Consider the following 19,894-nt stretch of genomic DNA (forward strand, 5'->3'; position numbering starts at 1 on the left):
TCCCACAATTTAATTATTTTTCTTTATTTTATCTTATTTCTATATTTTTTCATAATAAAAAGCTGTCAAATGACAACTTTTAAAAGTAAAAATAAAAATGGTCGAGTGACCATTTCTATTATTGTTTGCCGTATTTCTTTTCGAAACGAGCGATACGTCCGTCCGCTGCTTGGAATTTTTGACGACCTGTATAGAATGGATGTGAATCTGAAGAGATTTCAACACGAATCAATGGATAAGTGTTTCCGTCTTCCCATTCAACAGTTTCTTTAGAACCTTTAGTTGAACCAGTCAAAAATTTGTAACCAGTTGTAGTGTCCATGAAGACCACTGGTTGGTAATTTGGATGGATATTTTGTTTCATCGTTAGAATTTCCTTTCTGCCTTGGACTGTTTGCCAGACCAAAGTTGTACGAATACTTAAACATTCTATCAAATTTATAGATAAATTTCAAGTTAAAATTTTCTTTTGTCAAGAAAAAAACTTTACAAACTTTACAATTCTTAAAAAAAGTAAACCTACTCCAATAAAAATTTTCTATAATAATATTTTCCGGTAGTATCTCTAGCATAAAGACCAATCTTACGTTGATTAATTCCAAGTTCTTTTATTTTAGTTATACACTCATTTTTGGCTATGAAATAAGTTGCGTCTTCTTGCGGATTAAGTAAAATTGGTAGTTTGGCACTTTCATACTCGAAATCTCTAGGCATCATAAAAATTATTTTCTTTCGTCTTTTTCTTAGCCAATTTTTTCGATAAATACCCACTTCATAAATTTTTACGGGAACAGAGCCAATATTTACAAGATCAATAGACCACAAAGATACTTTTTCTCCAGAAAATATTTTATAAGAAATCCAATAGTCAACTTCTAATTTTTTCCGATAGTCTTTTCTTGCCAAATAAAGTGAAACAATAACTACACCTATAGTTCCAATCGCACTCAAGGCATCCCAGATATTTCCTAAATCGACAATCATGAGTCACTCTCTTTCTCATTTTATACTCATGATTTTATCATATCATTTAAGCCTTTTCAAAGGAAATCCTCTTTTTATTTTCTAGATTATTATTCCCTTTTCTCTTAAATTTTCTTTACATTCTTCAAGATAATCATTATTATGTTCAGGATAGATTGGAAAGGTTTGGACAACTTCTTCTAGTTCTAAATATACTTTAGAAGTTTGTCCCCGATATAAAGGATTTAGCCATTTTTCATCCGGATGATAACCTCTTTTTCTCATTTCAGCCATTACTTGTAAATGATATTGAAAAAGTTTATAGGGCGAATAATTAAAAACATAATTTACTGTTGAATGTGGCTTGCCCCAGCCTTTTCCTCGAAGGGCACAACATTCACGATGCTGTCCCAAAAGTTGCTGTCTTGGAAGCTTTTTGATTAAAGATTCATGCCAAAGTCTCATATTCTCCCCTTACATACTTAGAATAGAAAAATTTCTTTATTAAAAAATCCTCCCGAAGGAGAACTCTCTTTTCCCTATTTGAATCAGATATTAATTGTTGATTTCCGATTGTTCAACCGATGAGTTCTAGAATTAACAATTAATATCTGAAATAAAGATATATCTATTATACCTTGATAAAAGGATGCCCTCAAGTAATTTGATTAGCTGATTTTTTAAAGAACCTATTTTCAAATTACATAACGTAAAAGACTGGCTTAAGCTTTGCTTAAAACTTGAGTTCCATTAGCGATATTCCAAACACCCACTGCTTTTATAATACTAAGTAGCAAATAAACCTTTTCCCCTGCATCCAAATACCCCATTTTAGCCTAGCCTTATGCTATTTAAGCTAATATATTCTATTTAAACTCTATAATAGGTCACCTAAAATGTCAAGCGATTTCATTTAGTAATCTAGATATCTAAAAAGTTAAAACGGCAATTTCAGGAGCTACACCAAATCTGGCTGATAAATGAGTCGTTCCTATCCCCGTATTAACATAAAGTTTTTCATTTTTCCCTAACTGATAGAGTCCACCAGTATAGTTATTCGCATGACTCATCAATGACGTAGCTTTTTTTTGAATTTGAGGAATGAGTGGGATGTTTATTTGACCTCCATGGCTATGACCAGAAAGAATTAATTCATAACCCTTATTTTGATATTGGCTAACTTCATCCGGTTCATGAGTCAATAATATATCATAACACGTTTCAGCCATTTGATTTGGCGAGGGAAATTGCGGATTCCCTAACAAAGCATCATCCAAACCTGTGAATAAAATTTTCTTACCATTATCCAAAGTAAAAACTTGATTTTCATTTCTTAAAAGATAGAAGTCAGATTCAGCCATAATATTTGCATATTCCCTGACAGCTCCCCCACCATAATCTCGATTGCCCCAAATTGCAATTTTTCCATATTTTGCTTTCAGGCTTTTTAACTTAGAAATAACCGCTTCATTTTCATTGTATTGCGAATAATTATCATATAAATCTCCCGAGAAAATAATAAAATCAGGATTTTGTTCATTTGTTTTTTGAATCACTTTATCTAATCGATCAGCATTAAAATCCTTTTTAATATGTAAATCAGACAACTGAACAATTTTCAAATTTTCTTTAGAATTTGTATTATTCACTTGATGCTCGTTGACTACTAAACGATAAGGTTCAACTTTAAAAGCGTAGTAAAAGACTCCTATAACAGTACATATTATAAGAATAATAAGTGAAAATACTATTTTTTTAATTTTCATATCTCTAGATTATAACATATTGCGTATTTTTTAAACTTACAAAAAGAATTCACTTTTTTATAAGGGCATGCTACATATAATTATTGAAATATGTACTCAATAGATTGGATAAAATTTAAAGTTTATAAAAAAATTCATGAGGAAATTTGATTATTTTACAAGTAAATATGTGAGGAGCATATTCTTCTCAATAACAAATAACTTAGAAATAAGCCTATCATTATGCTTTTTATTGTTAATATTTTGAAACTCACTTTTAAATTCAACTTCAAAAGTTACTTTGTATGCTTGATAAAGCCTCTAAAAACATTATATTAACCTTCTGAAGTGATAAAGCTTGTACGCGAGACGATAAAAAACGCCTAGATTAGTAGGCGCTTTAGGAGTATTTATGAAAAAGTTTATTTTTTGGAATAAAGTTATTATAGAACACATTTCTTAAATGAATAATAAAAAATTTTTTCGACTTCTATTTTATCTGAATTTGCAGGAGAAGGAACCACCCACGTTATAATTTGTAGCGATGCAACGCCCAATCCCATAATAGGAAAAAAATAAATTTCTATTATACCTGTGGCCAGTAACAAAATATTGATAAGTTGATGAATCTTTCTATGAACAGTATTAAATGATAGTGCATTAAATCCATCAAATTGAAGATTATCAAGATATAATATCCAATTTAATAAATAATAAGCTACTGCCCACAATATATAAACTATAAAATAAAAATACTCTACTCTGGTACACGTGCTAAAGGTTATTGGTCCAAAAGTCTCTACGTGAAAACCACTTTATCTTTGCTAACAAATAATGGCGATAGTACCAACCGGCGCAAATAAATATAAAACTTATTATAAATGCGATAAAGTAATGCGAAACAATTACAATACAGAATGTAATTAAAAAACACCTAATAAATATTAGGCATTTTGCTACACACTAGAATACTTTATAGAATAGAAAGCATATAGAATAGCTACTCGTGCATAGATAATTTAATTATATGAAGTTTAGAAATCCTTTTCAAGTGAAATGATCTTTGTGAGAAAAGAATCTCATGTACTCTGCCATTTTCCGGTATGTTACAAAACTAATGAGCTATACATATAACTGGTGTATTTTTTATATAAAAAATATCAGAGTCTTGCTGACACTCATTTTTAAGCCCTTCATTATATCTAATTTTTTAAACTATCAGTTTAAGAGCTTAGAGCATGCTTTGTGTTTTAAAAACATAATTATGTTAAAATTTATTTTATGTTATTTGTAATTCTTAAAGGTATGCTTATTGGATTTGCAGCAATTGCTCCAATAGGGATGCAAAATATTTATGTTTTCAATAACGCACTTACTAATACTCTCAAAAAAGCACTCATTTATGCTTTTTTTATATGGCTTTCTGATGCTATTTTCGAAATTGCCGCCTTCTATGGAATGGGGGCTTTAATTTCTACAAACGAAATCTTTAAGCTTATAGTGATGGCAGTAGGTGGAATGTTATTGATCTATATCGCATGGGGGATTCTGAAAGATTCTCGAGCAGCTCATTTTGATGAAAATTCACCTGTTTCTGCTTCCCAAACTCTAGGTAAAGTAATTTTGTCTTCTTTACTGCTTGTTTGGGCCAATCCGCAAGCTCTCATAGATGGATCTTTAATGCTAGGTGCCTTACATGGTACACTATCCGGGATAGAATCTTTCTACTTCATAATTGGCGTTCTCTTAGCAACAGTTTTTTGGTTCTACGGTATTACGCTATTCGTAGGATTACTGAAAGAAAAGTTACCAAAATTATTCTTAGTGTGGGTCAATGTTATCTCTGGAATCATTGTTCTTGTCTATGGGATATATTTAGTAATACATGTTTTAACAACAGTATTTTAATAGAACATAAAAAGACTCGGTAATTTACCGGTTTTTTTATATAAAAAGCACCTAAAGTAGGATGCTAAACTGAAATTATTAAGAGCTTGGAACTCTTAGATTAAGAGATATCAAGAATAAATCTTGATTTTCTTAGTTTACTCTTATGTTCTTCTTTTGCTATGAATTATATAGACTATTCAATAAAATAAAAAGTATCAGCATTTACTGGCACCTAAGTTTGAAACTTTTACTATATTATAAAAGATTTTCATTCTTACTGATCGATAATTTTCCCTTTAAGTTCCGATAAATTATTATACTCACTAATCCTCGTTTATTTGGATTGAAAATTTCAACATTGCTGCAGCAGTTCATAAATTTCATACCTACAACTACTTGTTGAGCAGCACAAATCAAGGGAGCAATAACCTGCACGTCCAAATAGTGGTAAAATGGATGCTGCTCTCCGGAAATACGAACTAGTTAATCCAACTATATTCCATCCTTTATCCATATCTTCACACTCTGTAATAATCTCTTTAATTGAATCAGATAAATCCCCTGTTTTTATTTTTCTGTTGGAAGTTGAATATGAACATCAATTTCAACCAATGATTTTCATTGAGAACAATTCATGATGATTTTTAAAGCGATGAACTTACAATTGTTTCCATGAACAACTTGTGTTCACACTAAAATTAATGCTTTATAAGCCGATCTAAACAATCCACTATTCTTCCTTTTTTGTTAGTATTAAAAGCTTATACTTCTTTAAGCAAAACTTGAAAACCATCTACTTTTAAACTATTTAAGTATTATGATTAAGTTGACTAGTTCAATAATACAAGTTATTACACTCACATTTACCATAGCCTGGCCCTTGCCAGTTCGGGTCTTTTGCGTTTTAGGAGTAGCTGTTTAAGACTTTTTTGCATAGCGTATTCGTTGTGTCTTAGTTTACTATTCTTTGTCTGTTTGTCTGAAATAGTAGTCAAAGACATCACTCGCTTCTAATAAGATATATTTTCTGAGTGTGATTTTTTGTCATACCAGAATCCTTATGTGCATGAGAAATGCTTTGTGTTTATTAAATATGACTTGTGGCATCTCCTCCTGCTCTCATTACAAGGACCATCCTCAGTTATGCCAACACTCTCATCGCCCATTAAGTCAAGCTATGTTTGTAGCTTCCCTTGACAACTCCGACCCCACTTGCCTAATTTTATAGGTACATTGACCGCTCTGATATTCTTTTTCGATTATCATTGACAGTTTTTAGGTGTCTCCTATACTCCGGGTTCAGCTCCACCATCTGTAGTAGAGTTAGGAATTACTTTATTGGGAGTAATTTCATCATTTTGAACATAATATTTTGCATTTCAAAACCCATTTCTAAGTCTTAAGCTTTCAAAGCCGTATATTTGTAGATTACTCAGTGTTGAAACTTCTCACCTTGGAGACCGACTCATACTTATCTAGTTCCATTTGGCTTATTATTTCTGATGGTTTTTGACAGTCTGACCTTTTCGGAGGTATCTTTTAGCATATGTTACCCAGATATTGTTTCCCATATACCCTTGGGACGGCATAAGATATTGGAGGTGGCATTTCAACCGCTATTTTATATCACTTATGTCTCCAACTTTATCATAAGCAAATCAAACTTGTTTCACTCCTTGCAGTACTGATTTTTCCAATTCAATCATCGTAGCGAGTGCTTACTTTGCAAATATTGGTTCAACACTCGACTTTGAAGAAGTGTGAACATCATCTATTGGTACTTCCGCGATCCCATCTGATGTTTCTGTCAGTTACTCTTCACATCTGTCAGAGCGTTCTTGGCATTTTACAACTGAAATCTTTCCATTTTCAATCGCTTACTCAATTTAAGTTTTTTCTGCTGAAAATGATGACTATATTTTCTTATTTAGTAGAGGTAACTCATAAGTGTTAAACTCTTTTAATTTAAGTTTAAAAGAAGCTACCAAAACTAATCGTATTCCCACAAAAATTTCCTCTCATATTTTTAGACATTCTCATGTTTAACTTCTCTCAGAACTCGTTATATCATTAAAATCAATTATGGAAAGAGTAGGATATTCTGATACAAAAGTAACCCTTAAAATATATAATCATTTTACTAAAAAGGCAAAAATGATATTGTTGATGCACTTATTAATTTATAAAAAAAGAACCTGCTATAAAAACAGGCTTTCTATTTTTTGTTACTTTTGTCAGTTTTATTAAGAACCAATATTTGTAAATTCATTTATACCAACACTTTTTTTAAAATTATCCATGAGATCCATAAAATCATCAAAAAGATAGCTAGCATCGTGAGGTCCAGGAGCTGCGTCTGGGTGAAATTGTACCGAAAATGCTGGGAAGTGTTTGTGACGCACTCCTTCAACTGAGTCGTCATTGATTTCAACATGGGTAATCATTAGGTCTTCAGGTAAATTTTCTGATGAAACAGCATAGCCATGATTTTGCGAGGTGAAGTCAATTCGTCCTGTTGCAATTTCACGAACGGCATGGTTAAATCCACGGTGTCCAAATTTCATTTTGTAGGTTGTCGCTCCATTTGCAAGGCTAAATAATTGATGACCTAGGCAAATACCGAAAATTGGAATTTTACCTTGAATTTCTTTAATCATTTCAATTGCTTCTGGAACATCTGTTGGGTCTCCTGGTCCATTAGTTAGCATGACACCATCAGGTTCCATTTCCAAAATTTCTTGAGCACTGGTGTTGTATGGTACAACGGTGAGATTACATTCTCGTTTTGAAAGTTCCCGTAGAATGCTATGTTTCAATCCGAAGTCAACAACGACAACTTTTCTGCCTGTATTTGGTGATGGATAAGCGGTTGTTGTACTACTTGTTTCGACTTGATTTGTTGGTAATACTGTGGCTTGAAGTTGGCTCATTTGATGTTCTACCTCATCTCTTGCTTGTACAAGTGAAGCCTTCATCGTGCCGTGTTCTCGAACAATTTTGGTAATCGCTCGAGTATCCACACCTGTAATTCCAGGAATATTTTTTGTTTTTAAAAATTCATCAAAAGACATTTGCATCCGCCAGTTTGAAGGACGGCGCGCTGCTTCATGAACAACTACGGCTTTACAGGTTGGATGAATTGATTCATAATCATCTCGGTTGACGCCATAATTTCCAACAATTGGATAAGTGAAGGTCAAAATTTGTCCGTTATATGATTGGTCAGTGATTGATTCTTGATAGCCTGTCATTCCTGTATTAAAGACAAGTTCACCTGTAACATCCAAGTTTGCCCCAAGGGATTCTCCCTCAAAAATGGTTCCGTCTTCTAAAATTAAAAGTCTTTTGCTCATAATAAATATTTCCTTTGAATTTGCTTTAGCAATTATTTTTTCTTGTGGTTAGCTCTTTGAATTATTTAGCTTTTTTTCCAGCAAGAATTGCTTCAAGAATTGCCATTCGAGTATAAACGCCATTGCTCATTTGTTGAACAATCCGACTTTGTGGACTCTCAACAAGGCTGTCAGCAATTTCAACATCCCGATTGACTGGAGCTGGGTGCATAATAATAGCTGTTGGTTTCAACATTTTTGCTCGTTCTTCTGTCAGTCCAAAATGATTATGGTAGCCTTCTTTAGAAAAACTTTCACCACTATCATGACGTTCGTGTTGAACGCGTAAGAGCATATGAACGTCAAGTTCTGGCAAAATTCGGTCTAGGTTGGCATAATGCCCGTAATCATCGAATTCTTCACTATACCATGCTGCTGGGCCTGTAAAGTAAAGTCTAGCTCCTAATTTTTGAAGCATCATCATATTAGATTTAGCAACACGTGAATGAGTTAAATCTCCAGAAATTGCAATTTTTAAACCTTCAAATTTTCCAAATTCTTCATAAATGGTCATCAAGTCAAGTAAACATTGACTTGGATGTTGCCCTGAACCATCTCCACCGTTAACAATCGCACAATGAATATTATCTGAATTCACTAATTCTTCATAGTAATGTTCTACTCCTGAACGAATAACGCAAATATCAACTCCAAGTGCATCAAGTGTTAAGACGGTGTCATATAAAGTTTCGCCTTTACTAATTGAACTCGCTTGTGCATCAAATTCAAGAACATCCAAGCCTAATTTACGCTCAGCAATATGGAAACTATGGTGCGTTCTTGTAGAATTTTCAAAGAAAAGATTTGAAGCAAAAGTTTGTTTTTCTAAATCAAATTCTGCTGTTCCTGCTTTGAAAGCTGAAGCTCTTTTGATAAGTCCCATGACTTCATCAACACTCAAGTTTTCCATACTTGTGAGGTTTTCGATTTGAACTAATCCATTTTTTACTGACATGAGGTCTCCTTTACCCTGACTGTGTGCTCTCTGTCACAACAGTTTTATTGACAATATATTTGATTGTTTTGTCAGTAAACTGACAAAATTTTTATCTACTGATGGAAATCTTATCAAGATTTTATCAGTTATAAGTTCACTTTTTTTATTACTGACAATTCTGTCAGTAAACTGACTGACTGACGGTTCTGTCAGTAATTTTGAGGATTTTAAATTTCGCTAGGATCTTTCGGCAAGACAAGATTTAAAATAATTCCGAGAATTGTTGCAATGGCTACTGATGAAATTTGTAGATTTTGAGTGATATTAATAATCATTCCACCAATCCCAATAACAAGGACAACTGAGCTGATTAATAAGTTTCTTTTTATATCAAAATTAACTTTATTTTCAACCAAAATTTTCAAACCAGAAGCTGCAATTACTCCAAAAAGGGCAATTGATGCTCCCCCGATGACGGGTGCTGGAATTGATTGCAAGAGTGCTGTAATTTTCCCAATGAATGAGACAACGATAGCAAGAACGGCAGCTCCAGCAATAACATAAATCGAATGAATTTTTGTAATTGCCATAACTCCAATATTTTCACCGTAAGAGGTCACCGGCGGTGCACCAATAAATCCGGCGATGATTTGAGCTAGACCATCACCAGTTAATGTTTTTTCTAATCCTGGTTCTTTAAAGTAATCTTTTTTAGTTAATGAATTCAAAACCATAATGTGGCCAAAATGCTCAGTCATTGTGACAAAAGCAATGGGTGCCATTGTCAAAATTGCTGACGGATAGAAGGCCCATTTGTAATTGGCAAACGGAATTTCCATTGGCGGAATGGTCAGCCATTTAGCATGTGAGATTCCAGTGAATGAAACAATGTTCATCCCTGTAATCTTACCAATAATTATTGCTGCAACATAACCTGTGATGATTCCAAGTAAAATTGGAACAACTGACAGAAATCCTTTGCCATAGATGCTGTAAACAACAATAGATAACACAGTGATGAGGGCAATAATGATATAAGCTAAACTGTATCCTTTTAGATTTGCAACATCCGTGTACATGGCATCATTAATTGCTGTTGGAGCCAGCGATAATCCAATGACCATAACGATTGGGCCAACGACGATTGGCGGTAAAACTTTGTCAATCCAACCTTTACCTGCAAATTTTACAATTAAAGCGACAATCAGATAAACCAATCCACCAGTCATTGCCCCTTGAGCAATGGCTGGCATTCCACCGTTTTTCATCAGTAAAGTCATCGCACCTATATAGGCAAAGCTTGATCCCATGTAAGCTGGAACTTTAAATTTTGTAACACTCATGTGTGCAAGCGTACCAAGTCCAGAACTCAAGAGGGCAATCGCTGGGTTAATCCCAACTAAAATTGGCACCAAAACCGTTGAGCCAAACATGGCAAACAAATGTTGAAACGAGAGACCAAACCACTGACTTGCGGCTGGTTTCTCATCAACTTTTAAGATAATATCATTATCGTGCACTTTTTTCTCCTAAAACTCTAAGTTGAATATTTGTTAATTATTTCGTCAGTAACTGACAGCATATTTTTTACTTTAAATTAATGACAGAAATTTTTTAATCTTCACGTTTAATTAAAATACTGTCATTGCCATCGTGTTCAGACATTTGAACAATGATTTCTTCATCACGACCTGTTGGAATATTTTTCCCAACGTAGTCTGCACGAATTGGCAATTCACGATGTCCACGGTCAACTAATACAGCCAATTGAACACGAGCTGGACGACCGAGTTTTACAATTCCATCAATTGCCGCACGGATTGTCCGACCTGTGTAGAGAACATCATCGACAAGAATGACATCTTTTCCTGTAATATCGATGTCAATTTCTGTAGTGTCTTCTTGAGCTTGTTTGTCATCACGAAATGGACGCGTATCCAACTCACCAAAAGGAATTTCTAAACCTTCTAATTGTTGCAAACGTTCTTGGATTCTTTTTGCTAAATAAACACCACGTGTTTTAATCCCAATCAAAACCAATTTGTCCAGCTCTTTATTACGTTCAATAATCTCGTAAGTGATACGTGTAATTGCACGTTTCATTGTGATTTCGTCAATAATTTCTTTTCTAGCCATTGTGGCTCCTTTCATTCTTGATGATCAATCGGTCAGTAAACTAACAAATCTTTCATTTAGCGATTTAGCTTCCATTTCTAAGTTGTCCATTAACATACAAAAAACCTGCACTCAAAAGAGAATGCAGGTAGGTATCAGAAAATGGACAGTATCCATCATATTATTACATTATTAATTTCTGACCTTGCCTGCCTCTCTGGACAATCTTAAAGGTTAGATAGATTATAGCAAAGTTCTCGCCACTTGTCAAAAATTATTTTTTATTTAGAGAATAAAATCTTGAAAGTGATTATAATCAAAAATAGACAAGATGACATCATTAAAAGAAAAATTAGTTTCCAAATAAAAGCAGGAATTATTTGAAATTTCTCATGGAGTAAATCTGCATCAGAAAGTTCTTCATTTCTATGAAAAATTACTCTAAGGTCAATGAATGCCCCTAAAATCAGAAAGCCAATTAAAGCCCCACCAATAAAATTAAAAATCTGAATTTGACCAAAATAAAGCAAAGCCCCTGTAATTAAAATTCCTAGCAAACAAATCAAAAAGCCATACCAATTTTTAATGACGATGAGAACAGAAAGGCTGACTATCAACAGACTTATAAGAATGAATTCTGGATGATTAATAATCAAAAACCAGCTAAAGAGACAGCCAAAAAGCAATGGCATTGGATAGCCCATCAATAAAACAAAGAAGCTTCTCCCACCACCGCTTGTTTGGGTGAGGCCGGAACTATCATGATTAAGATGAATTCTATAAACTTTACCAAAAGTAATTTTCGCCGCCAGAGCATGACCAAATTCATGTAAAAGCGTCACTAAAATTCTTAATAATGGATAAAGAAAGATCGCTATTAAAAGCCCACAAATCAAGCCTAATAAAATTATTTTTTGCTGGTCACTAAAGTCTGCGATTCTTTCAAAAGCAGAATAAATATATTGGATAAAATCTTGCAAAACTTCTCCTTTCAGTTTATCATAACAAAAATAACTTAAAATAAAATATTTAAAGAAAGCTTGACAAACATATTATAAAATTATAATATAATAATATGATTAACGAAAAAGATATTGCTGAATTTTTTAAACTTTTCTCTAACGACGGACGTTTAAAAATTATTTCCAGCCTAGCCACTGATAACCTAACCGTAAATGAGATTGTTGAAAAAACACAACTTTCTCAATCTCTTGTCAGTCAACAACTAAAACTTTTAAAAAATGCACGGATTTTAACGAATGAAAAAATTGGAAAAACGGTCACTTACAGTATCTATGACCGCCATATTTTGCATCTTTTGAAAGATGTTGCTGAACATTTGGATGAACAAGAGGGAGGAAATCATGAGCCTTAAAAATAAACAAATAAAAAGTGAGCATGACCATAATCATCTAGATAAACTTGTCTCACAAAACGTCACAATTGTTTTTGCTTTAAACCTCTTCTTTGCGATTTTAGAATTTATTTTTGGGGTGCTCTTTAATTCTACGGCCATTTTATCTGATGCCGTCCATGACACAGGAGATGCCGTTGCTATCGGCTTAGCCTGGTTTTTCCAAAAATTCTCTAAAAAACAAGAAGACAAACACTTTTCTTTTGGTTATCAACGTTTTAGTTTACTTGGCGCCTCACTCACAAGTGTCATATTAATTACGGGGAGTTTCATTGTTCTTTTCGAAGCGGTTCCTAGATTTTTCAACCCTCAACCTGTAGAGGCAACAGGCATGCTCGGTTTGGCTATTTTTGCAATTGTCGCTAATGGTTTTGGTGCATGGCTTTTGGCTCGAGGTTCCTCACGAAATGAAAGTATTTTAAATCTCCACGCGCTCGAAGACGTTTTAGGTTGGCTGGGGGTTCTAATTGTTTCAATCGTCCTTCATTTTGTAAAATGGTACTGGCTCGATCCACTTCTCTCTATTCTAATTGCTTTGTTCATCTTATCCAAGGCCATGCCAAAATTCTGGGGAACTTTACGTATTCTTCTTGAATCAGTCCCCGAAGATATTGATTACAAAAATCTTCTAAGAGCCCTTGAACAACTTCCTGAAGTACTTGCTGTCACACAACTTATCATTTGGTCAATTGACGGTGAGCAAAATGCGGCAATGATTCACATTGTGATTCCCGAAAATCAAGATTTTTCTGATGCAAAAATCGCTGTTCGTAAGCTTTTAGAAAGTGGGAAAGTTTGTCGCTCAGCCATTGAACTTGATGAAACTACTGACGAACATAAAAAACACGTTCAATATGAAATTTAATTACTGACAGAACTTGTCAATTTATAAAATTACTGATGAATTAAAAGACTCGGCTTATAAAAAGTCGAGTATTTTACTATTTTTAACGAATTTGTCCTGTGCCATCAATCAAATATTTAGTTGAGGTTAGAGCCTCTAAGCCCATTGGCCCTCTGGCGTGAAGTTTTTGAGTTGAAATACCAATTTCAGCACCTAAGCCAAATACAAAACCGTCAGTAAATCTTGTAGACGCATTAACATAAACGGCTGCCGCATCAATCTCATCTTGAAATTTTTGCGCATTGAAATAATCATGAGTGACAATGCTTTCTGAATGACGACTTGAATAAGTATTAATGTGCTCAATTGCTTCATCCAAATTATCAACCGTTTTTACTGACAGAATATAATCTAAAAATTCTGTCCCAAAATCATCCTCAGTTGCAGGAATTCCAGCTGACAGAACATTCAGCGCACGCTCGTCAGCACGAAATTCAATTTCATGAACTTTATTGATTTCATTTTCCAATTTAGGTAAAAATTCGTCAGCAATTTTTGCGTGAACCACTAGACTTTCGGCTGCATTGCAAACACTAGGACGCTGTGTTTTGGCATTTATCACAATTTTGGTCGCCATTTCTAAATCAGCAGATTCATCAACAAAAATTGTACAATTACCCACCCCAGTTTCAATGACAGGAACCGTTGCTTTTTCCTTGACACGATTAATCAAGCGCGCTGACCCTCGCGGAATCAAAACATCTAAAAATTCATCCGCCTGCATCATTTTTTCCGCTTCAGCATGACTTGTGTCAAATAACAATTCAACTGCTCCGTCAGTAATTTTTGCTGACAGCAAATTTTCCTTAATAATTTCAACTAAAACCATATTAGAATAAATCGCGTCAGACCCACCGCGTAACAAAACAGAATTTCCTGTTTTAAAACAAAGAGAAAAAGCATCGATAGTCACATTTGGACGACTTTCAAAAATCATTCCAACAGTGCCAAGTGGCACTCTTTTTTGCAAAATCTTAAGTCCATCAAGATTAGTGAAACCTTGCAATACTTGCCCAATTGGGTCAGGAAGTTCTGCAACTTGTCTCAACCCTGTTGCCATATCAGAAATTCTTTGCGCATTTAGACGCAAACGGTCAACCATAATCTCAGAAATTCCATGTTCCAGAGCGTTAGCCAAATCTTTTTCATTCTCAGAAATAATTCTGTCAGTATTTTCGATAAGGCTGTCAGCTAATTTTTGCAAAAAAACATTTTTGTCAGCAGTTGATAGCTTTGCCACTTCTTTGCTCGCCTTTTTAACCTTTAATCCAAGTTCTTCAATCATCGTTTTATCCTTCTTTCTCAAGATTTTTGATGAAAATAAGTCCCAATCTCACGTCCTTCGATAATTTCTTTAATCTCTCGAATCCGTTCGCCATTGGTCAGAACCATTTCTTGACCATTTTCAAATAAAATCTGTGCAGCCGCCAATTTTGAAGTCATCCCGCCAGTTCCAAAACGCGAACCGGCACCACCAGCCATTTGACGTAATTCATCAGTAATTTCATGAATTTCATTAAAAATTTTCGCATCATCATAAATTGTTGGATTTTTATCAAAAAGTCCATCAATATCTGACAGCATAATCAATAAATCAGCATTCACTAATTTAGAAACAATCGCTCCCAATTTATCATTATCACCAAATTTTGTTTGATGATCCATTTCATCAACCGCAATAGCATCATTTTCATTAATAATTGGAATAATCCCAAGCCCAAGTAACGCATTTAGTGCATTTTCAGCATTCTCACGACTCGTTGGAAAATCAGTCACATCACGTGTCAAAAGTAACTGAGAAACTTTTTGCGAATAACGACGAAACATTTGCGTATAAAGACTCATCAATTCAACCTGACCGATTGAAGCCAAAGCCTGCTGGTCAGCAATTCCTTTGGGCCGTTTATCCATACCAAGCACATTCAAGCCAACACCAATCGCTCCAGAAGTCACCAAAATCACTTCATAACCTTTATTATTCAAATCAGATAAAACAAAAGCTAACTCGTCAATATTTGATAAATTTATTTTTCCATTTGGCAAAATCAACGAACTCGTTCCAATCTTCACCACAATTCGTTGAACTTTCAAAATATTTTTTCTTGTCATAATCATTTATTATAGCATATCTTATCAATAGGGTTCAATACATCATTAATTACTATTCTCTAATCCTTTGTATGGGCACGTTAAAAGCTCAACTTTATAAAATTATGCCTTTAAACCAAAGCATCGGGTCTGGGAAGTTGAGTCCTTTCTCTTTCCAAGCTAATCGCCGTTATCATTATCTCACATTTCGGTCTTTAAGCGGCCATAGTAATTCAAATTCCATTTCGATGACAGTAGACAATAGTCTCAGCCCCTAAAGTAGCTCAAATATAGCCCCTATTTTTATAACTCTATTAATCCACAGAACTGGAAATTGATTGTATCTCCTTTAAAACTACCTGATTTAAAAATAAAAAAGCATTAATTAATGCTTTTTTATTTTTAGAATGCTAATTGAATAAGCGCAAGAGAGAGCACTCCAACAATGACAATGATTAACAAATTTTTAGTTAAAATGGCAGCAATAATCGTTGGAATTGAAGCAAATAAATTATTCCAGTTAACTGATGGCAAATGACCTAAATGCTGAATAAAAAGATTTGAAATCCATAGGGCTGACATAATAACTACCGGTACAAAACTTAAATATTCCACAACTATTTGAGGCAAACTCATTTTTTTTAATAAAATAAAAGGTAGAACTCTTGAAATCCAAGTTACAATAGCGCATCCAATAATTGTTAATGATATAAATTCAAAAGAAGACACGTTTTACCCCCACACCTAAAGCACAAGCAATCAAAGTAACAAATAAAACTAACAAGTTGCTTGGCAAAAATATCAAACCAAAATAAAATAGAACCAAGGTAATTCCAACCATGACTAACTGTAGCATTAAACCCAAAGTTTTATCACTAATAAGTTGCAAATAAAGTAAGCCAATAAACATTGCGATAACTGCGAATCCCAAACCTAATTTTTCTGGATTTGCGAGTAAATTCCCTAATAGAGCTCCAATAGCACTGGCTAATGCCCAAACTAAATAGGCTAGTAAATTTGATGCATTAAACCAAGAAAAATTCAGTTTACCCTCAGTATAATTTTGTTTATTCATTCCTAAAGCAAAACTTTCATCGGTCAATAATGTCCCAAGTAAAATATTTTTCAGTAAACTTTCATTTTTAAAATATGAAGCCGTCGTCATGCTCATTAAAATAATTCGTGAATTAACTAAAAATACACTTAATACTATTGACATAATAGGACTATGAGTTGCTAGCATACTAACCATGATAAATTGTGCTGAACCAGCGTAAACAATCAATGAGAGTAATAAAATTACCCAAACGCTAAACCCCTCGCTGTGCCCTATCATCCCAAACGCAATTCCTATCCCAATATATCCAAAAACTGTCGGCATTGTATCTTTCAAGCCTTGTTTAAAAGTTAATTCCGAATTCATATTCCCCTCACTCCCTAAAAGATTATATCTAACCATTATCACATAAATATTAACTAACTGTCAATAAAAATTTATTAATCACTTGATTTTTGCAAGGTATGTTGCTATAGATTTCATTTTTTCAATGATATAATCAAATTAATAACAATATCAACCTTAGAAGAGGAAGACTATGGTAACAATTAGTATTTTTGGTAAAGGAAAGATGGGAAAAGCAATTGGTGATAATTTTAGTTCATCTGGTAATGAAGTCAACTATATCTTATCAAACTCAGCTAAAACAGAATTGGGTGAAATTATTGTTTTAGCTGTTCCCTATGTCGCAATTGCTGGAATCATCAAAGAATATTCAACTGATTTACAAGGAAAAATAATTATCGATATTACAAACCCCGTTGATTTCACAACATTTGATAGTCTATTAGTTCCTTCGGATACTTCTGCAGCGGCTCTCATTGCTAAACAACTCCCAAATTCAATGATTGTTAAGGCTTTTAATACGACTTTTTCCGATACATTGGCAACAAAAAAAATGGCAAATGAACATCAAACAACAGTTTTGCTTGCTAGCGATAGCCAGGAGGCAAAAAAGACTATTATCAAGGCTCTTGAAAATAGTGGTTTGAGTCTATTAGACGCTGGTTCACTAAAAAGAGCTCGCGAACTAGAAGCTATTGGTTTTCTGCAAATTACTTTAGCTGCTTCTGAAAAAATTTCTTGGGACGGTGGTTTTGGTATTTTCAAATAGTCGCTTAAAAAATAAAGTCTTGTTATAATTAAATAACAAGGCTTTTTACTTTATAAAGAAATATAATCAAGGAGTAGTATAATGACTACATTAACAAATGAACCAACAATGAAAATCAGAGCATTGGAACGGACAGATTTAAAAAATATTCATATCATAAATAATAAAGCTGAAACAATGCGGCTATGGTTTGAAGAACCTTATGAATCACTAGACGAGTTAACCAGTCTTTATGATAAACATATCCATGATAATACTGAACGTCGCTTTGTAATTGAAGCCAATGACACTTTTATTGGAATTGTGGAACTTATGTCTATTGATTACATTCATCGTACCTGCGAAATTCAAATCATTATCATTTCTGGTTTTTCCGGGAAAGGCTACGCTCAAAAAGCATTGAAAACAGGTGTTGACTATGCTTTCAATACTTTAAATATGCATAAAGTTTATTTATGGGTAGATATTGATAATGCTCCTGCTGTTCATATCTATAAAAAGTTAGGTTTCAAAATTGAAGGAACAATTAAGGAACAATTCTTTGCTGGCGGTAGATATCATGATAGCTACTTTATGGGGATTCTTAAATCTGAATATACTCAAAGAGAAAAATCAGTTAAATAAAAAAACAGGAGTTCTCCTATTTTTTTATTTAACGTTTTTTCTTACCTTTTTTCATTTTCTTTTGAGCACGTTTCATGGCTTGTTTCATAGCAAACTCAGTTGCTTTACCTTTTAAGCCACCACCAAACATAGAACTCATATCGGGCATCCCATTTGCTGAACCATTACCCATCATCCCTTGTAAATCACCCAAAGATGACATATCGGGCATTCCAGAACCCGCAGGCATATTCGGCATTTGTCCACCGGCTCCACCCATCATTTTTTGCATCATGGCATTCATATCACCGTTCATGATTCCTTGCATCATTTCTTTGGACTGATTAAATTGTTTAATAAATTTATTTACTTCAATAAATGAATTTCCAGAACCTGCAGCAATCCGACGACGGCGAGCGGGCGATAGTTCAGCCTCTAAATGACGCTCTGCTGGAGTCATTGACAAAACCATTGCTCGTTTTCTGGCAATATCTTTAGGGTCAACTTTAACCTTATCTAAACCAGGCATTTGTGACATTCCTGGAATCATTTTCATGATATCTTCCATTGGACCCATATTTGTCACTTGATCAAGTTGTTCAACAAAGTCTTCATAATCAAAACGATTTTCAGCCATTTTTTCGGCTAGTTTCGCTGATTGCTCTTCATCATAATTTGCTTGAGCCTTCTCAATCAAGGTGAGCATATCACCCATTCCAAGAATTCGTGAACTCATTCGATCAGGATAGAAAACTTCAAGGTCTGTTAATTTTTCACCAGTCCCTGTAAATTTAATTGGTTTTCCTGTAATTTCACGGATTGATAATGCTGCACCACCACGTGTATCCCCATCAAGTTTAGTGATAATCACACCTGTAATGTCCAATTTTTCATCAAAAGTCTTAGCAACTTGTGCTGCAACTTGACCAGTCATTGCATCAACAACAAGCAAAATTTCAGTTGGTTCAGCAAGTGCTTTAATCTCTTGCAATTCGTTCATTAGAGTGTCGTCAATTTCCAGACGACCTGCAGTATCAATCAAAACATAATCTTTACGTTCTTCTTGAGCTTTTAAAAGACCATTACGAACAATATTAACTGGTTTTTCAGCAGTTCCTTCATCATAGACAGGAATTTCAAGCTGTTCACCTAAGGTTTTTAATTGGTCAATCGCTGCTGGACGATAAACGTCGGCTGCGATCATCAAAGGGCGAGCATTTTGCTCTTCTTTGAGTTTTTTGGCAAGTTTACCAGCAAAAGTTGTTTTACCTGCCCCTTGCAACCCAACCATCATGATAATTGTTGGAATTTTAGGAGATTTAAGTAATTCAGCCTCGCCACCACCCAAAATAGCTGTTAATTCTTCATCAACAATTTTAATTACTTGTTGAGCTGGGTTTAATGCTTCTGATACTTCAACACCCACAGCTCGCTCACGGATTGCCTTAATAAACTTCTTGACAACTGGGAGAGCAACGTCGGCTTCAAGAAGAGCAACTCGGATTTCTTTTGTAATTTCTGTGACGTCTGTTTCAGTAATTTTTTTCTTTCCACGTAGATTTTTAAAAACGTTTTGTAAGCGTTCAGTTAAGTTTTCAAATGCCATATTTTATAATCCAATTCTATTTTTTACAATTACTTCATTATAACATTTCTTTAGCTAAAATTGAAT

Annotated in this window: 19 protein-coding genes; 5 read left to right on the top strand and 14 right to left on the bottom strand. The window is 34.0% G+C overall.

Going from position 1 to position 19,894, the window contains the following annotated elements; translation table 11 throughout:
- Positions 1-118: 118 nt before the first annotated feature.
- From QJV49_RS02930 to QJV49_RS02945, 4 genes are all read right to left on the bottom strand, one after another.
- Complete coding sequence (locus tag QJV49_RS02930; RefSeq protein WP_011676633.1) at positions 119-364, bottom strand: type B 50S ribosomal protein L31; 246 nt, start codon at positions 362-364, stop codon at positions 119-121.
- A gap of 155 nt (positions 365-519) precedes the next feature.
- Positions 520-984, bottom strand: a complete 465-nt coding sequence (locus QJV49_RS02935; protein ID WP_225512068.1) for a hypothetical protein — start codon at positions 982-984, stop codon at positions 520-522.
- A gap of 81 nt (positions 985-1,065) precedes the next feature.
- Positions 1,066-1,428 carry a TIGR02328 family protein gene (locus QJV49_RS02940; protein ID WP_225512067.1) on the bottom strand — a complete coding sequence of 121 codons (363 nt, stop codon included), beginning with the start codon at positions 1,426-1,428 and terminating at the stop codon, positions 1,066-1,068.
- A gap of 464 nt (positions 1,429-1,892) precedes the next feature.
- A complete protein-coding gene (locus tag QJV49_RS02945) occupies positions 1,893-2,729 on the bottom strand; it encodes a metallophosphoesterase (protein WP_255597715.1) in 837 nt (278 codons plus the stop codon).
- 1,260 nt (positions 2,730-3,989) lie between these two features.
- Between QJV49_RS02945 and QJV49_RS02950 the strand changes: the two genes are divergently transcribed.
- Positions 3,990-4,616 (top strand): LysE/ArgO family amino acid transporter, encoded by a 627-nt coding sequence (locus QJV49_RS02950; RefSeq protein ID WP_225512065.1) that lies wholly within the window; start codon positions 3,990-3,992, stop codon positions 4,614-4,616.
- Positions 4,617-6,841: 2,225 nt separating this feature from the next.
- On the opposite strand, the gene QJV49_RS02955 is transcribed toward QJV49_RS02950, so the two are convergent.
- The 5 genes from QJV49_RS02955 to QJV49_RS02975 form a co-directional block, all read right to left on the bottom strand.
- On the bottom strand, positions 6,842-7,951 hold the full coding sequence (locus QJV49_RS02955) for a carbamoyl phosphate synthase small subunit (protein ID WP_225512064.1): 1,110 nt from the start codon (positions 7,949-7,951) through the stop codon (positions 6,842-6,844).
- A gap of 61 nt (positions 7,952-8,012) precedes the next feature.
- Entirely contained in the window at positions 8,013-8,945 is a 933-nt protein-coding gene (locus QJV49_RS02960) for an aspartate carbamoyltransferase catalytic subunit (protein WP_225512063.1), read from the bottom strand.
- 209 nt (positions 8,946-9,154) lie between these two features.
- On the bottom strand, positions 9,155-10,447 hold the full coding sequence (locus tag QJV49_RS02965; RefSeq protein WP_225512062.1) for a uracil-xanthine permease family protein: 1,293 nt from the start codon (positions 10,445-10,447) through the stop codon (positions 9,155-9,157).
- A gap of 94 nt (positions 10,448-10,541) precedes the next feature.
- On the bottom strand, positions 10,542-11,063 hold the full coding sequence (pyrR, locus tag QJV49_RS02970; protein WP_010906054.1) for a bifunctional pyr operon transcriptional regulator/uracil phosphoribosyltransferase PyrR: 522 nt from the start codon (positions 11,061-11,063) through the stop codon (positions 10,542-10,544).
- Between the two features lie 260 nt (positions 11,064-11,323).
- Complete coding sequence (locus tag QJV49_RS02975) at positions 11,324-12,022, bottom strand: M50 family metallopeptidase (RefSeq protein WP_225512061.1); 699 nt, start codon at positions 12,020-12,022, stop codon at positions 11,324-11,326.
- Between the two features lie 95 nt (positions 12,023-12,117).
- Here QJV49_RS02975 and QJV49_RS02980 point away from each other — a divergent pair, with 95 nt between their 5' ends.
- Together QJV49_RS02980 and QJV49_RS02985 are read left to right on the top strand one after the other, a co-directional pair.
- A complete protein-coding gene (locus QJV49_RS02980; RefSeq protein WP_003129394.1) occupies positions 12,118-12,417 on the top strand; it encodes a helix-turn-helix transcriptional regulator in 300 nt (99 codons plus the stop codon).
- A complete protein-coding gene (locus tag QJV49_RS02985) occupies positions 12,407-13,321 on the top strand; it encodes a cation diffusion facilitator family transporter (RefSeq protein WP_225512060.1) in 915 nt (304 codons plus the stop codon). Before QJV49_RS02980 ends, QJV49_RS02985 begins: the two co-directional genes overlap by 11 nt.
- A gap of 82 nt (positions 13,322-13,403) precedes the next feature.
- Here the strand turns inward: QJV49_RS02985 and QJV49_RS02990 are convergent, their stop codons facing one another.
- From QJV49_RS02990 to QJV49_RS03005, 4 genes are all read right to left on the bottom strand, one after another.
- Positions 13,404-14,645 (bottom strand): glutamate-5-semialdehyde dehydrogenase, encoded by a 1,242-nt coding sequence (locus QJV49_RS02990; RefSeq protein ID WP_225512059.1) that lies wholly within the window; start codon positions 14,643-14,645, stop codon positions 13,404-13,406.
- A gap of 17 nt (positions 14,646-14,662) precedes the next feature.
- Positions 14,663-15,469 (bottom strand): glutamate 5-kinase, encoded by an 807-nt coding sequence (gene proB / locus QJV49_RS02995; RefSeq protein ID WP_225512058.1) that lies wholly within the window; start codon positions 15,467-15,469, stop codon positions 14,663-14,665.
- A 381-nt stretch (positions 15,470-15,850) separates the two neighbouring features.
- Positions 15,851-16,177 carry an AzlD domain-containing protein gene (locus QJV49_RS03000; RefSeq protein WP_225512057.1) on the bottom strand — a complete coding sequence of 109 codons (327 nt, stop codon included), beginning with the start codon at positions 16,175-16,177 and terminating at the stop codon, positions 15,851-15,853.
- The gene (locus QJV49_RS03005; protein ID WP_010906060.1) at positions 16,164-16,871 is read right to left on the bottom strand and encodes an AzlC family ABC transporter permease; all 708 of its coding nucleotides are present in this window, start codon (positions 16,869-16,871) and stop codon (positions 16,164-16,166) included. Before QJV49_RS03005 ends, QJV49_RS03000 begins: the two co-directional genes overlap by 14 nt.
- A 172-nt stretch (positions 16,872-17,043) precedes the next feature.
- Between QJV49_RS03005 and QJV49_RS03010 the strand changes: the two genes are divergently transcribed.
- Together QJV49_RS03010 and QJV49_RS03015 are read left to right on the top strand one after the other, a co-directional pair.
- Positions 17,044-17,619: an NADPH-dependent F420 reductase gene (locus QJV49_RS03010; RefSeq protein WP_225512056.1), complete on the top strand. Its 576-nt coding sequence runs from the start codon at positions 17,044-17,046 to the stop codon at positions 17,617-17,619.
- Between the two features lie 81 nt (positions 17,620-17,700).
- Positions 17,701-18,243, top strand: a complete 543-nt coding sequence (locus tag QJV49_RS03015) for a GNAT family N-acetyltransferase (RefSeq protein WP_225512055.1) — start codon at positions 17,701-17,703, stop codon at positions 18,241-18,243.
- A 28-nt stretch (positions 18,244-18,271) separates the two neighbouring features.
- Here the strand turns inward: QJV49_RS03015 and ffh are convergent, their stop codons facing one another.
- Positions 18,272-19,828 (bottom strand): signal recognition particle protein, encoded by a 1,557-nt coding sequence (gene ffh / locus QJV49_RS03020; protein ID WP_225512054.1) that lies wholly within the window; start codon positions 19,826-19,828, stop codon positions 18,272-18,274.
- Positions 19,829-19,894 lie beyond the last annotated feature (66 nt).

The organism is Lactococcus sp. NH2-7C (assembly GCF_029953655.1).
Classification (GTDB): Bacteria; Bacillota; Bacilli; order Lactobacillales; family Streptococcaceae; genus Lactococcus; species Lactococcus lactis.